This is a genomic window from Salmonella sp. A1325, assembly GCF_056991255.1.
In genome coordinates this window covers 190,840-204,287 of record NZ_JAMLWO010000008.1, presented here as the reverse complement: position 1 = coordinate 204,287, position 13,448 = coordinate 190,840, and the positions used below count along the sequence as shown (strand labels likewise).

At 52.0% G+C, this 13,448-nt stretch carries 14 protein-coding genes; 11 read left to right on the top strand and 3 right to left on the bottom strand.

All coding sequences use genetic code 11. The features are described from left to right. Nucleotides 1-83: 83 nt before the first annotated feature. The 7 genes from lepA to acpS all read left to right on the top strand — a co-directional run bounded on the left by lepA (nt 84) and on the right by acpS (nt 6,593). Nucleotides 84-1,883 carry a translation elongation factor 4 gene (gene lepA, locus NAZ64_RS16515; RefSeq protein ID WP_000790154.1) on the top strand — a complete coding sequence of 600 codons (1,800 nt, stop codon included), beginning with the start codon at nt 84-86 and terminating at the stop codon, nt 1,881-1,883. A gap of 16 nt (nt 1,884-1,899) precedes the next feature. Further along, entirely contained in the window at nt 1,900-2,874 is a 975-nt protein-coding gene (gene lepB, locus NAZ64_RS16510) for a signal peptidase I (protein ID WP_000002559.1), read from the top strand. Nucleotides 2,875-3,147: 273 nt separating this feature from the next. Next, nucleotides 3,148-3,828, top strand: a complete 681-nt coding sequence (gene rnc, locus NAZ64_RS16505) for a ribonuclease III (RefSeq protein ID WP_001068341.1) — start codon at nt 3,148-3,150, stop codon at nt 3,826-3,828. Continuing rightward, nucleotides 3,825-4,730: a GTPase Era gene (era, locus tag NAZ64_RS16500; protein WP_063916984.1), complete on the top strand. Its 906-nt coding sequence runs from the start codon at nt 3,825-3,827 to the stop codon at nt 4,728-4,730. Before rnc ends, era begins: the two co-directional genes overlap by 4 nt. Nucleotides 4,731-4,741: 11 nt before the next feature. Continuing rightward, on the top strand, nt 4,742-5,470 hold the full coding sequence (gene recO, locus NAZ64_RS16495) for a DNA repair protein RecO (RefSeq protein WP_000399380.1): 729 nt from the start codon (nt 4,742-4,744) through the stop codon (nt 5,468-5,470). Nucleotides 5,471-5,481: 11 nt separating this feature from the next. Next, the gene (pdxJ, locus tag NAZ64_RS16490) at nt 5,482-6,213 is read left to right on the top strand and encodes a pyridoxine 5'-phosphate synthase (protein WP_000818972.1); all 732 of its coding nucleotides are present in this window, start codon (nt 5,482-5,484) and stop codon (nt 6,211-6,213) included. Next, the gene (gene acpS, locus NAZ64_RS16485; RefSeq protein WP_076934885.1) at nt 6,213-6,593 is read left to right on the top strand and encodes a holo-ACP synthase; all 381 of its coding nucleotides are present in this window, start codon (nt 6,213-6,215) and stop codon (nt 6,591-6,593) included. Before pdxJ ends, acpS begins: the two co-directional genes overlap by 1 nt. 111 nt (nt 6,594-6,704) lie before the next feature. Here the strand turns inward: acpS and NAZ64_RS16480 are convergent, their stop codons facing one another. After that, nucleotides 6,705-6,965, bottom strand: a complete 261-nt coding sequence (locus tag NAZ64_RS16480; RefSeq protein ID WP_001196290.1) for a YfhL family 4Fe-4S dicluster ferredoxin — start codon at nt 6,963-6,965, stop codon at nt 6,705-6,707. Between the two features lie 37 nt (nt 6,966-7,002). Continuing rightward, the gene (locus NAZ64_RS16475; protein WP_079963418.1) at nt 7,003-7,929 is read right to left on the bottom strand and encodes a LysR family transcriptional regulator; all 927 of its coding nucleotides are present in this window, start codon (nt 7,927-7,929) and stop codon (nt 7,003-7,005) included. A gap of 115 nt (nt 7,930-8,044) precedes the next feature. Between NAZ64_RS16475 and NAZ64_RS16470 the strand changes: the two genes are divergently transcribed. Together NAZ64_RS16470 and NAZ64_RS16465 are read left to right on the top strand one after the other, a co-directional pair. After that, a complete protein-coding gene (locus NAZ64_RS16470; protein ID WP_001276363.1) occupies nt 8,045-9,241 on the top strand; it encodes an L-lactate MFS transporter in 1,197 nt (398 codons plus the stop codon). Between the two features lie 21 nt (nt 9,242-9,262). Continuing rightward, complete coding sequence (locus NAZ64_RS16465) at nt 9,263-10,180, top strand: oxidoreductase (protein ID WP_220569701.1); 918 nt, start codon at nt 9,263-9,265, stop codon at nt 10,178-10,180. Nucleotides 10,181-10,218: 38 nt separating this feature from the next. Here NAZ64_RS16465 and NAZ64_RS16460 read toward each other — a convergent pair whose 3' ends face one another. Next, nucleotides 10,219-11,067, bottom strand: coding sequence for a MurR/RpiR family transcriptional regulator (locus NAZ64_RS16460; protein ID WP_000995703.1), 849 nt, complete (start codon nt 11,065-11,067; stop codon nt 10,219-10,221). A 115-nt stretch (nt 11,068-11,182) separates the two neighbouring features. On the opposite strand from NAZ64_RS16460, the gene murQ reads away from it, so the two are divergent. Together murQ and NAZ64_RS16450 are read left to right on the top strand one after the other, a co-directional pair. Continuing rightward, the gene (gene murQ / locus NAZ64_RS16455; RefSeq protein WP_063916981.1) at nt 11,183-12,076 is read left to right on the top strand and encodes an N-acetylmuramic acid 6-phosphate etherase; all 894 of its coding nucleotides are present in this window, start codon (nt 11,183-11,185) and stop codon (nt 12,074-12,076) included. A 10-nt stretch (nt 12,077-12,086) separates the two neighbouring features. Then, nucleotides 12,087-13,448, top strand: coding sequence for a PTS transporter subunit EIIC (locus NAZ64_RS16450; protein WP_220569703.1), 1,362 nt, complete (start codon nt 12,087-12,089; stop codon nt 13,446-13,448).

Genomic DNA, 13,448 nt, shown 5'->3' with positions numbered 1-13,448 from the left:
TTTCAGTTAAAACAGACGTTAAGCTCAGAACAGCGACCTCTAAAGTCTGGTCAACCAGGCGTAAGGCATAATAATTTATCTCTATGAAGAACATACGTAACTTTTCGATCATTGCTCACATTGACCACGGTAAATCGACGCTGTCTGACCGTATTATCCAAATCTGCGGTGGCCTGTCTGACCGTGAAATGGAAGCTCAGGTACTTGATTCGATGGATCTTGAGCGTGAGCGCGGTATTACTATTAAAGCCCAGAGTGTGACGCTGGATTTTAAAGCGTCTGATGGTGAAACTTATCAACTGAACTTTATCGACACGCCGGGACACGTTGACTTTTCCTATGAAGTTTCCCGTTCGTTAGCCGCCTGCGAGGGCGCGCTGCTGGTGGTGGATGCCGGCCAGGGCGTAGAAGCGCAAACGTTGGCGAACTGCTACACCGCGATGGAAATGGATCTTGAAGTGGTGCCGGTGCTTAACAAGATTGACCTGCCGGCCGCCGATCCGGAGCGTGTGGCGGAAGAAATCGAAGACATTGTCGGTATCGATGCGACGGACGCGGTACGCTGCTCCGCCAAAACGGGTGTCGGCGTGACGGATGTTCTGGAACGCCTGGTGCGCGATATCCCGCCGCCGCAAGGCGATCCGGACGGCCCGCTGCAGGCGCTGATTATTGACTCCTGGTTCGATAACTACCTGGGCGTGGTATCGCTGGTGCGTATTAAAAACGGCACCATGCGTAAAGGCGACAAAATTAAAGTGATGAGCACCGGGCAGACCTACAACGCTGACCGCCTGGGGATCTTCACGCCGAAACAGGTTGATCGTACCGAGCTGAAGTGCGGCGAAGTAGGCTGGCTGGTCTGCGCCATTAAAGATATCCTCGGCGCGCCGGTTGGCGATACCTTAACCTCAGCGCGTAACCCAGCGGAAAAAGCGTTGCCGGGCTTTAAGAAGGTGAAACCGCAGGTCTATGCAGGTCTGTTCCCGGTCAGCTCCGACGATTATGAAAGTTTCCGCGACGCGCTCGGCAAGCTAAGCCTGAACGACGCCTCACTGTTTTATGAACCGGAAAGCTCCTCGGCGCTGGGCTTTGGTTTCCGCTGCGGCTTCCTCGGCCTGTTGCACATGGAGATCATTCAGGAGCGTCTGGAACGCGAATACGATCTGGATCTGATCACCACTGCGCCGACCGTGGTTTATGAAGTAGAAACAACGGCGAAAGAGACTATCTATGTTGATAGCCCCTCCAAGCTGCCGCCGTTGAATAACATTTATGAACTGCGCGAGCCTATCGCCGAATGTCATATGCTGTTACCACAAGCCTATTTAGGTAACGTTATTACGCTGTGTATTGAGAAACGCGGCGTACAAACTAACATGGTGTATCACGGTAACCAGGTCGCGTTGACCTATGAAATCCCGATGGCGGAAGTGGTGCTCGACTTCTTTGACCGTCTGAAATCGACGTCGCGCGGCTATGCGTCTCTGGATTATAACTTCAAGCGCTTCCAGGCTTCCGATATGGTGCGTGTTGATGTGTTAATCAACAACGAGCGTGTCGATGCGCTGGCGCTGATCACGCACCGCGATAACTCGCAAAGCCGTGGTCGCGAGCTGGTGGAGAAGATGAAAGATTTGATCCCACGCCAGCAGTTTGATATCGCGATTCAGGCGGCGATTGGTACGCATATTATTGCCCGTTCGACGGTAAAACAGTTACGTAAAAACGTGCTGGCGAAGTGCTACGGCGGCGATATCAGTCGTAAGAAAAAACTGCTGCAGAAACAGAAAGAAGGTAAGAAACGCATGAAGCAGATCGGTAACGTCGAGCTGCCTCAGGAAGCGTTCCTCGCCATTCTGCATGTCGGTAAAGACAATAAATAATCCCTAAGGAGTTGGCATGGCGAACATGTTTGCCCTGATTCTGGTGATAGCCACACTGGTGACGGGCATTTTATGGTGCGTTGATAAGTTTGTTTTCGCGCCAAAACGTCGGGCGCGCCAGGCTGCCGCGCAAACGGCGTCGGGAGATGCGCTGGATAACGCTACGCTCAATAAAGTGGCGCCTAAGCCGGGCTGGCTGGAGACCGGGGCGTCGGTTTTCCCGGTTCTGGCGATCGTTCTGATCGTTCGTTCATTTCTTTATGAACCCTTTCAGATCCCGTCAGGCTCAATGATGCCGACACTGCTTATCGGCGATTTTATTCTGGTGGAAAAATTTGCCTACGGCATTAAAGATCCGATCTACCAGAAAACCCTGATTGAAACCGGTCATCCAAAGCGCGGGGATATTGTGGTATTTAAATATCCGGAAGATCCTAAGTTAGATTACATCAAACGCGCAGTCGGTTTGCCGGGCGATAAAATCACTTATGATCCGGTTGCAAAAGAGGTGACGATTCAGCCTGGCTGTAGCTCCGGTCAGGCGTGCGAAAATGCGCTGCCGGTTACCTACTCTAACGTTGAGCCGAGCGATTTTGTACAGACCTTTGCCCGCCGTAACGGCGGAGAAGCGACCAGCGGTTTCTTTGAGGTTCCGCTAAACGAGACGAAAGAAAACGGCATTCGCCTGACCGAACGTAAAGAGACGTTGGGCGATGTGACCCACCGCATCCTGATGGTGCCGATAGCCCAGGATCAGTTGGGCATGTATTACCAACAGCCAGGACAACCGCTGGCGACCTGGGTTGTACCACCGGGACAATATTTCATGATGGGCGACAACCGCGATAACAGTGCGGATAGCCGTTACTGGGGATTTGTTCCGGAAGCGAATCTGGTCGGTAAAGCGGTCGCTATCTGGATGAGCTTTGACAAGCAGGAAGGGGAGTGGCCGACAGGCGTACGCCTGAGTCGTATCGGCGGTATTCACTAACTGTGACGAAATGATCGTTCACGCTGCCGTCTTTTTAGCGGCAGCGTGAATTATTTCCTGGATAAATTCCCTCAGACTAACGACATCCCCTGTCGTTGTGTATAGAATATTCCCCCGAAGTTTTAGGTTGGCGCCGTTTGGTCGCCACGGCACACGAAACAGCGTTGGTTATAGACAACCTTCTTTCCGCTGCAGCGATGCGGCAGGACAGATGACGTGTATCAGGTCTGTTTCGTGTGCTGGATTGTTGACGCATTCATTTATTGGTATCGCATGAACCCCATCGTAATTAATCGGCTTCAACGGAAGCTGGGCTACACTTTTAATCATCAGGAGCTGTTGCAGCAGGCATTAACTCACCGCAGCGCCAGCAGTAAACATAACGAACGCCTGGAATTTTTAGGCGATTCAATCCTGAGCTTCGTTATCGCTAACGCGCTTTATCACCGTTTTCCACGGGTGGATGAGGGAGATATGAGCCGTATGCGCGCCACGTTGGTACGTGGTAATACGCTGGCGGAATTAGCCCGTGAATTTGATTTAGGCGAGTGCCTGCGTTTAGGGCCGGGCGAATTAAAAAGCGGCGGATTTCGTCGGGAGTCCATTCTGGCGGACACCGTTGAAGCGTTAATCGGCGGAGTATTTCTCGATAGCAATATCCAGACCGTCGAGCAGTTAATCCTTAACTGGTATAAAACCCGTCTGGATGAGATAAGTCCGGGCGATAAACAAAAAGATCCTAAAACGCGCTTGCAGGAGTATTTGCAGGGTCGCCATCTGCCGCTGCCATCTTACCTGGTTGTGCAGGTACGCGGCGAGGCGCACGATCAGGAATTTACTATCCACTGCCAGGTCAGCGGCCTGAGCGAACCGGTGGTTGGCACGGGTTCCAGCCGTCGTAAGGCGGAGCAGGCTGCCGCCGAACAGGCGCTGAAAAAACTGGAGTTGGAATGAGCACCGACAAAACTTACTGCGGATTTATTGCCATCGTCGGACGTCCGAACGTTGGCAAATCCACCTTGCTGAACAAACTGCTTGGGCAGAAGATTTCGATCACTTCCCGTAAAGCGCAGACCACGCGCCACCGCATTGTCGGTATTCATACCGAAGGCCCGTATCAGGCAATTTATGTCGATACCCCGGGTCTGCATATGGAAGAAAAGCGCGCCATTAACCGTTTGATGAATAAGGCGGCGAGCAGTTCGATTGGCGACGTTGAGCTGGTGATTTTCGTTGTGGAAGGCACCCGTTGGACGCCGGACGACGAAATGGTCCTGAACAAACTGCGCGATGGCAAAGCGCCGGTTATTCTCGCCGTTAACAAGGTGGATAACGTGCAGGAAAAAGCCGATTTGCTGCCGCACCTCCAGTTACTGGCAAGCCAGATGAACTTTCTTGATATCGTACCGATCTCTGCTGAAACGGGTATGAACGTCGATACCATTGCCGGTATCGTGCGTAAACATTTACCGGAAGCTATTCATCACTTCCCGGAAGATTACATCACCGATCGCTCTCAGCGCTTTATGGCGTCTGAAATCATTCGTGAAAAGCTGATGCGTTTTCTCGGCGCCGAGCTACCGTATTCCGTTACCGTTGAGATTGAACGTTTTGTTACCAACGAACGCGGCGGCTATGATATCAACGGGCTGATCCTCGTCGAGCGCGAAGGGCAGAAGAAGATGGTGATTGGCAACAAAGGCGCCAAAATCAAAACCATTGGTATTGAAGCGCGTAAAGACATGCAGGAGATGTTCGAAGCGCCGGTACACCTGGAACTGTGGGTGAAAGTGAAATCCGGCTGGGCCGATGACGAACGCGCTCTGCGCAGTCTCGGTTACGTAGACGATCTGTGAGTTAACACAGCGTGGAAGGGTGGCAGCGCGCATTTGTCCTGCACAGTCGCCCCTGGAGCGAAACCAGCCTGATGCTGGACGTCTTCACGGAAGAATCGGGGCGCGTGCGCCTTGTCGCCAAAGGCGCACGATCTAAACGTTCCAATCTGAAAGGCGCGTTGCAGCCTTTTACGCCGTTATTGCTACGCTACAGCGGACGCGGCGAGGTGAAAACCCTGCGCAGCGCCGAGGCAGTTTCTCTGGCGCTGCCGTTAAGCGGTATTACGCTCTATAGCGGCCTGTACATCAACGAACTCCTCTCTCGCGTACTGGAATATGAAACGCGCTTCTCCGAACTCTTTTTTGATTATCTGAACTGTATTCAGGCGCTGGCGGGAACCACCGGCTCGCCTGAACCGGCGTTGCGACGTTTCGAACTGGCGTTGCTGGGTCATCTGGGGTATGGCGTCAATTTCACCCACTGTGCAGGCAGCGGCGAACGGGTGGATGACACCATGACCTACCGTTACCGCGAAGAAAAAGGCTTTTTCGCCAGCGTCGTCATCGATAACAACACCTTTACCGGACGGCACCTGAAAGCGCTGGAGGCGCGGGAATTTCCGGATGTAGATACCCTGCGTGCCGCTAAACGCTTTACCCGTATGGCATTAAAGCCGTATCTTGGGGGAAAACCGTTAAAAAGCCGGGAGCTGTTCCGGCAATTTATGCCCAAACGCACAGTAAAAACGAAGAAAGATTAACGAGGATTGTCATGGCTGAATTACTGTTAGGCGTCAATATTGACCACATTGCCACGTTACGTAATGCGCGCGGCACCGACTATCCGGATCCGGTACAGGCGGCGTTTATTGCTGAACAGGCAGGCGCGGACGGCATTACCGTACACCTGCGCGAAGATCGTCGCCACATTACCGATCGCGATGTGCGCATTCTGCGTCAGACGCTGCATACGCGTATGAATCTGGAGATGGCGGTGACCGAAGAGATGCTGGCGATCGCCGTAGAAACCAGGCCGCATTTCTGTTGTCTGGTGCCGGAAAAACGCCAGGAAGTCACCACCGAAGGCGGTCTGGATGTGGCCGGACAGCGCGATAAAATGCGTGATGCCTGTGCGCGCCTGGCGGCGGCTGGCATCCAGGTTTCGCTCTTTATCGATGCCGATGAAACGCAAATCAACGCGGCGGCGGAAGTCGGCGCGCCGTTTATCGAAATCCATACCGGCTGCTACGCCAACGCAGAAACCGATGCGGAACAGGCAAAAGAGCTGGCGCGTATTGCCAGCGCCGCGACCCTGGCGGCCCGTCTGGGGCTAAAAGTAAATGCGGGTCATGGCCTGACCTACCATAACGTCAAAGCTATTGCCGCACTGCCGGAAATGCACGAGCTCAATATCGGTCATGCCATTATTGGTCGGGCAGTGATGACGGGGCTGAAAGAGGCGGTGGCTGAAATGAAACGTTTGATGCTGGAAGCGCGCGGCTAATGGCGATTCTCGGCTTGGGAACGGACATTGTAGAGATTGCCCGCATTGAGGCAGTGATCTCCCGTTCCGGCGAACGTCTGGCAAGGCGTGTGCTCAGTGACAACGAGTGGGCTATCTGGGAGACGCATCAGCAGCCGGTGCGTTTTCTCGCCAAGCGTTTTGCGGTCAAAGAGGCGGCAGCGAAAGCTTTTGGCACCGGCATCCGCAACGGTCTGGCGTTTAATCAGTTCGAAGTGTTTAACGATGAGCTGGGAAAACCACGTTTGCGGCTGTGGGGCGAGGCGTTAATGCTGGCGGAAAAACTCGGTGTGGCGCACATGCATGTTACGTTGGCCGATGAACGCCATTACGCCTGCGCTACGGTCATTCTGGAAAGCTAGATTTGCCAGATGACGGCGTAAACACGTTATCTGACCTACAGGCCGATATATTGTCGGCCTGATAAGCATAGCGCCATCAGGCATTGTTGCGTTGGAAGTGCGTTAACCCGCTTACAGTTTATCTGCGTGATGCATCAGAACAAACTTATCCCACAACTGTTCTTCGCTTTCGACATGGGCGGGATCCTGCAAAATCGTATTGGGGATTGGGCAGACTTTCTGACAGGTCGGCGTTTCGTAATGGCCTACACACTCGGTGCATTTGTCGCTGTTAATCTCATAAATGCTGTCGCCCATTGAAATCGCCTCATTCGGGCACTCCGGCTCGCACATATCGCAATTGATACATTTTTTGGTGATTAACAGCGCCATCAGGAAATTCTCAGAAACAACACAAATCGGGCGGGCATTATACGCCTATTTTCTGCTCGGGCCAGCTCTTTTCTGGCGCTGATTTGTTATCTACAGTGTAAAAATTTTTGATCTGCTTGAGCAGGCAGATGGTTGCGTTATCCAGTGAAAGGTCATTACTGTGCACCAGCATGACAGGAATAAAGAATGCGGGGATGCCCAGTGAAACCAGGCGAACATTTTTGGGTGTCGATAAATGGGTTAGCGAGCGGGTAATAAATGCGATGCCAATCTGCGCTTCGGCATACTCAAGGCATGAGTAGTGGTTATCCAGTTCGCAGATGACGTTAGGAACGACTTTGCGGTTATTAAATTCAGTGGTGATGATTCCTCTTAATAGCAGAGAGTCATTAAGCACGATAATGGGTTGGTCGTTTAAATCTTTTAAATGCAGACGTTCGCGTGTCGCCAGAGGATGAGAAAGTGGGATTGCAGCGATAATTTCATCTTCAAACAGCATGGTCGAGCTTAGCTGGGCAGGGAGCGCTGTTCGATAAACAATGCCAATATCAACGGCGCTATCCGTCAGCTTTTTAATGGTTTGCTCAGTTGAAAACTCTTTAACATTTAAGGATATTGCCGGATGGTGTGCCATAAAGCTGCGAAAAGCGGGCAGGACCAGGTAGCTGCCTGACACCCCGATTGAAATAGTATCGCGCTGTTGATCCTGATAGGGAAGAAGTTCATTTTCTGCATTTTTTAAATCCAGCATTATTTTGTTAGCGTGTCGTTGCAAAATAATGCCTGCTTTTGTTAATTTAATTCCTCTACCTTTTCGCTTAAATAATATTGTTTTAAGTGATGACTCAAGTTGTTTGATTTGCTGACTTAATGATGGCTGAGTGATAAACAGGCGACTGGCTGCCCGACCATAATGTAATTCATCACACAATATCAGGAAGGAATGTAGTTGTTTGATATTCATTAAAATTTAATGCCAATCGATTGGGTTTTGTTATAACGATTATAAAAAATACCAAATTGTTTGCCTATTTTGCTTTTTTTAAACTGTGATCAGTGCATTTTAAAAAGGGAAAATTATGTCGGCATCAATCAACCGCTGGGGAATGCTTGCCGCTCACGTGTGCATCAATTTTGTGCTCGGGGGCGTCTACGCATTTAGCTATTTCAAAACACCACTCATGGCGCAATATCACTGGGATCCGGCTACGCTGGCGTTAGCATTCTCTATCAATATGGGGATCATTCCTTTACCGATGATTTGGGGCGGGAGAATGATCGACAATGGTAAAGGAAAGCAGGCGATAGTTATCGGCGGTATCCTGTTTTCTTTAGGTTTTATCTTGTCCGGGTTTGTGGATAATTTGCCAATGCTGTTTTTAACCTACGGCGTCATTGCCGGGTTGGGATCGGGCCTGGCTTTTACGGGTAATCTGAATAATATTCTGAAATTTTTCCCTGACCGTCGCGGTCTGGCTAGCGGTATCGTACTGGCGGGTGTTGGCGTCGGGACGCTACTTTGCACCCGCCTGGCCGAATATTTTATGGCGCAAACTCACGATGTTAGTCGGGCGTTGTTATATCTGGGCATTGTTTATCTGGTGGTTATTTTTATCGTCCAGTTCTTTATTCGTAGCGCGCCAGCAAAAGATAGTGGAGGAATTAAAGCGTCGCCACTGGATAAAGACTATCGGCACATGCTGAAAGATCTGCGCTTCTGGCTGCTGTTTATGATTCTGGCGCTGGGCGTGTTCTCTGGGATGGTAATTAGCTCAAGCTCTGCGCAAATTGGTATGACGCAGTACGGTTTACTGTCCGGTGCATTAGTCGTTAGCCTGGTATCGATATTTAACTCGATCGGTCGCCTGTTCTGGGGAGGGTTAACCGATAAATTAGGCGGCTATAATACGCTGGTTATTGTTTACCTCTTTACTTGCTTGTGTATGCTGCTGTTATTTTTCTTCAATGGCAATACTTCGGTATTCTATTTCAGCGCTCTGGGCGTGGGCTTTGCTTATGCCGGTATATTAGTTATCTTCCCTGGCTTGACCAGCCAGAATTTTGGTATGCGTAACCAGGGACTAAACTACGGCTTTATGTATTTTGGTTTTGCCGTCGGTGCGGTTATTGCTCCTTACGTCACGTCCGCTATTGCAAAATATACCGGAAGCTACGATACGGTATTTATTTTGACCACGGTGCTATTGCTTATTGGAGTCGTGTTGACCCTGATAACGAAAAAATATGTCGCAACGGTTTTAGCCAAAATTCATTAATCAGATAATAAGGAAATAAAAATGAAAATTGCAATCGCAGGTGCAGGCGCTATGGGATGTCGTTTTGGCTATATGCTGCTGGAGGCCGGGCACGACGTGACGCTTATCGATAGCTGGCAGGAGCATGTCGACGCTATTCGTAGCAAGGGGTTGTTTGTCGAAACGGAAACGACTCAGAAGTATTACCCCATCCCTGCTATGTTGGCTGATGAATCCCCGGGGGAGTTTGAGCTGGTTATTCTGTTTACCAAAGCAATGCAGCTGGATAGCATGTTACAGCGTATCAAGCCATTACTGCCAGCCGCGAAAGTAGTGATGATTTTATCTAACGGCTTGGGAAATATCGAAACGCTGGAGAAATATGTCGATCGGCAGAAAATCTATGCGGGTGTGACGTTATGGTCCAGCGAACTGGAGGGGGCTGGGCATATTATGGCCACCGGTACCGGAACGATTGAACTGCAGCCGATTGCCAGCCAGGATGCGGCTCAAGAGGCTAAGGTCATTGCCACCCTTAATAGCGCTGGATTGAATGCTGAAATAAGCCCTGACGTATTATTATCGATCTGGAAGAAAGCAGCCTTTAATAGCGTAATGAACACCTATTGTGCGCTACTGGATTGTAATGTCGGCGGATTTGGTCAGCGGCCTGGTGCTTTAGATTTAGCGCAAGCGGTAGTTGATGAGTTTGTGTTAGTTGCTGCCAGCCAGAATATTCCGTTGACTGAGCAAATGGTGATGAATACGGTGAAGAAAGTGTTCGATCCGCGTGAGAGCGGCCACCACTATCCTTCTATGCATCAGGATTTACATAAAGGCCGACTGACTGAAATCGACCATTTAAATGGTGCGATTGCGCGAATCGGCGCTCAGAACAATATTGCCGTACCGGTTAACACACTCCTGACGCAATTGATTCACGCTAAAGAAGCACAATAAACTTGATGGCGCTTCTGCATGAGGCGGAAGAGCCATTTTCAAACCAGTTTTTTTACCAGCGCCTCGCTATGGCGAATACGCTCCGGCGCCCGCTCTAAATCCTGTTGTACCAGCGCCATAAACAGTAAGTCGGTCAACATCATTTGCGCATGTGTCGAGGAGATAGCGGCGCTACGCGTCGCTTGCTCTTCGGCAATCGTATACAGACAGCGGGTGGCGCGCTGCTGCAAGGCGTTGGGAGAAAAACCGGTAATGGCCAGGATCTTCGCGCCTGCGCGTAATGTTTCGTCCGCCGCCAGGTTCAGCTCGCGCCGCTCCCCGGAATACGAGATCGCCAGCAGCAGATCCTCCGGTGCCAGCGCCTGCACCGTCGCCAGCAGGGCGTGCATATCGCGCTCAACCACCGCGTTAATGCCAATCTTCAGTAGCTTCCAGGCAAAATTTTGCGCCACCAGCCCAGAGGCGCCAATCCCGGTGATCACAATACGGCGGGCGTGGCGCAGCATCGTGACGCTTTCTAACAGCTTTTCTTCACTGTTAACGTCCAGCGTGGCGTGCATCGCCGCCACATTCTCTTTAATTAATTTTTCCCCGACCAGGCGCATCGGATCGTCGCCGCGAATCTGGTTATGAACGGGAACGGAATGCGGATTAGGATTGCTGGCCAACGCTTCGCTGAGAGCCAGTTTCAACGCCGGAAACCCTTTAAACCCCAGTTTTTGCGCGAACTTGACTACGCTGGATTGGCTGACGCCCGCTTCGGCCGCCAGTTGCTGCGAGCTCAGATGCCGCGCCGTATCCGGTTGCGCGAGCAGATAATCTGCCAGTTTCCTGTCGCTTTGCGCGAGATCCGGATAACGCTGGCGAATACGAATCAAACAGTTCATGGGCAGCTCCTGCGAAACGTGATGGCGACGACAAAACGAAATTTCACTCGCCTGGGGGAATATTCTATTCCATCATGGACGCTTATTATGAATTAAAAATTCCAGAGGGACAAAAATGAATCTTGGTACCTTAGTGTCTGAAGCCCGTAACCCGCAAACGATGGATCTGGATGCGTTGCCTACTCCTGAATTAGTTAAGCGTTTTAATGAACAGGATACGCTGGTAGCGGAAGCAGTAAAAGCCACTCTGCCTGACGTTGCGCGTGCGGTGGATGCCGCGGCGGCGGCGCTGAAGTCTGGCGGACGTATCATCTATATGGGCGCGGGCACCAGTGGTCGGCTTGGCGTACTGGATGCCTCAGAATGCCCCCCGACGTTTGGCGTTCCGCACGGTCTGGTCGTCGGACTGATTGCCGGCGGGCCGGGCGCGTTGTTGAAAGCGGTCGAAGGCGCGGAAGACAGCCAACAGGCAGGCGAAGACGATCTTGTCGCGCTAAATCTGCAAGAACAAGATCTGGTCGTGGGGCTCGCGGCGTCGGGTCGTACACCCTATGTGATTGGCGGCCTGCGCTATGCGCGACAGTCCGGTTGTACCACTGTTGCCGTCTCCTGTAATCCAGATTCGCCTATTGCGCGGGAGGCTAATATCGCCATTTCGCCCGTTGTCGGGCCGGAAGCGCTTACTGGCTCCACGCGGCTGAAATCCGGCACCGCACAGAAAATGGTGCTCAATATGATTTCTACCGGCGCGATGGTGAAGTTCGGCAAGGTCTATCAAAACCTGATGGTGGATATGAAAGCCACCAACGTCAAACTGGTCGATCGCGCGTGTCGGATGGTCGTTGAAGCGACCGGGATAGGTCGTGAAGAGGCGGAAACGTTGCTGAAACAGACCGATTTTGAGGTTAAGCCCGCCATTTTGATGGCGCTTACGGGGCTGGATGCTGCAGCCGCCAGGGAAAAACTCGCCGCTCATCAGGGCTTTTTAAGGGCGGCGTTAGAACACTAAAGAGGTGTGTATGGATAAGACGGCAGCGCTCGCCAGCGACATTTTATGTGGTATCGGCGGAGAGCAAAATATTCTGCGCCTGGAAAACTGTATGACGCGAGTCAGAGTGGAGGTACAGGACGACAGCCAACTGGATATTCCGCGCTTAAAAGCGTTGCCTGGCGTCAGTGGATACGTAAAGCAAGGGGAGCAACATCAGCTGATCGTTGGGCCGGGGAAGGCTGCGCAGGTGGTTGATGCGATGCGCGTGCAGATTGCCGCAGGTGGTGTAAAGCCGGACGACGCTATGGCGCGTACCAAATCTGAGGCGAAAGCGAAGTATAAAGCGCCGATGAGCGATGCTTTGCGTAAGCTGGCGAATGTTTTTATACCGCTTATCCCCGCCTTTATCGCATCCGGCTTGATTACCGGCATTATCAACATTCTTAAACGTCCGGATATCGTCGGCGATGTTGCCGTCCACTATCCTAACCTGCTGGGCCTGATGGGGATATTTGGTAGCGCGGTGTTCGCTATCATGAACATTCTGGTTGGCGTCAATACCGCGAAAGTCTTTGGCGGATCGCAGGCGTTAGGCGGCGTGATGGCGGGGATCCTTTCCAGCCCGCAACTGGCGCAGATTACGCTCTTTGGCGAGGCGCTTCAGCCGGGACGGGGCGGCGTCATCGCCGTCCTGCTGGTGGTGGCGTTAATGTGCTGGATTGAGCGCCAGTTCCGTAAGCTGCTGCCGGGGTCGCTGGAGTTAATTCTTAACCCTTTATTGACGACTGTTATCACCGGCGCGGTAGCGATTGTCGCTCTGCAACCGCTTGGCGGCTGGATTTCAGACGCTATCGCTCACGGCGCGTCCTGGGCTATCGATCGCGGCGGTTTTCTTGTGGGTGCGGTGTTAGCCGGAACCTTCCTGCCGTTGGTACTGACCGGGCTGCATCAGGGGCTGGTGCCTATTCATGTGGAGCTGGTGCAAGCGCACGGCTATAACGCGCTGTTTCCCATCCTGGCGATGGCGGGCGTTGGTCAGATAGGCGCGGCCATTGCCGTACTGATGAAAACCCGCAATGCGCGGCTCAAAAAGGTGATTAAAGGCGCGCTTCCGGTCGGACTGCTGGGGATTGGCGAGCCGCTGATTTTTGGCGTCACGCTGCCACTGGGTAAGCCATTTATTGGCGCTTGCCTCGGCGGCGCGGTAGGCGGGGCGTTGATCAGCTACTGGAAAGTGGCGACGGTGATTACCTTTGGTATTTCCGGTTTGCCGCTGGCATTAACAATTGTTGCCGGAAAAGTCCTGTTCTATCTGTTAGGCTATTTAATAGCGGTAATTGCCGGGTTTATTTTTACCTGGCTGCTGGGGTTCAATGATCCAGAGGAGTAA

What these genes read in the sequence shown, in the direction of transcription:
- murQ (WP_063916981.1), top strand. Translation starts at nt 11,183, where the DNA reads ATGAATCTTGGTACCTTAGTGTCTGAAGCCCGTAACCCGCAAACGATG.
- NAZ64_RS16460 (WP_000995703.1), bottom strand. Translation starts at nt 11,067, where the DNA reads ATGAACTGTTTGATTCGTATTCGCCAGCGTTATCCGGATCTCGCGCAA.
- NAZ64_RS16450 (WP_220569703.1), top strand. Translation starts at nt 12,087, where the DNA reads ATGGATAAGACGGCAGCGCTCGCCAGCGACATTTTATGTGGTATCGGC.
- NAZ64_RS16470 (WP_001276363.1), top strand. Translation starts at nt 8,045, where the DNA reads ATGTCGGCATCAATCAACCGCTGGGGAATGCTTGCCGCTCACGTGTGC.
- acpS (WP_076934885.1), top strand. Translation starts at nt 6,213, where the DNA reads ATGGCGATTCTCGGCTTGGGAACGGACATTGTAGAGATTGCCCGCATT.
- era (WP_063916984.1), top strand. Translation starts at nt 3,825, where the DNA reads ATGAGCACCGACAAAACTTACTGCGGATTTATTGCCATCGTCGGACGT.
- NAZ64_RS16475 (WP_079963418.1), bottom strand. Translation starts at nt 7,929, where the DNA reads ATGAATATCAAACAACTACATTCCTTCCTGATATTGTGTGATGAATTA.
- NAZ64_RS16480 (WP_001196290.1), bottom strand. Translation starts at nt 6,965, where the DNA reads ATGGCGCTGTTAATCACCAAAAAATGTATCAATTGCGATATGTGCGAG.
- rnc (WP_001068341.1), top strand. Translation starts at nt 3,148, where the DNA reads ATGAACCCCATCGTAATTAATCGGCTTCAACGGAAGCTGGGCTACACT.
- pdxJ (WP_000818972.1), top strand. Translation starts at nt 5,482, where the DNA reads ATGGCTGAATTACTGTTAGGCGTCAATATTGACCACATTGCCACGTTA.
- lepA (WP_000790154.1), top strand. Translation starts at nt 84, where the DNA reads ATGAAGAACATACGTAACTTTTCGATCATTGCTCACATTGACCACGGT.
- NAZ64_RS16465 (WP_220569701.1), top strand. Translation starts at nt 9,263, where the DNA reads ATGAAAATTGCAATCGCAGGTGCAGGCGCTATGGGATGTCGTTTTGGC.
- lepB (WP_000002559.1), top strand. Translation starts at nt 1,900, where the DNA reads ATGGCGAACATGTTTGCCCTGATTCTGGTGATAGCCACACTGGTGACG.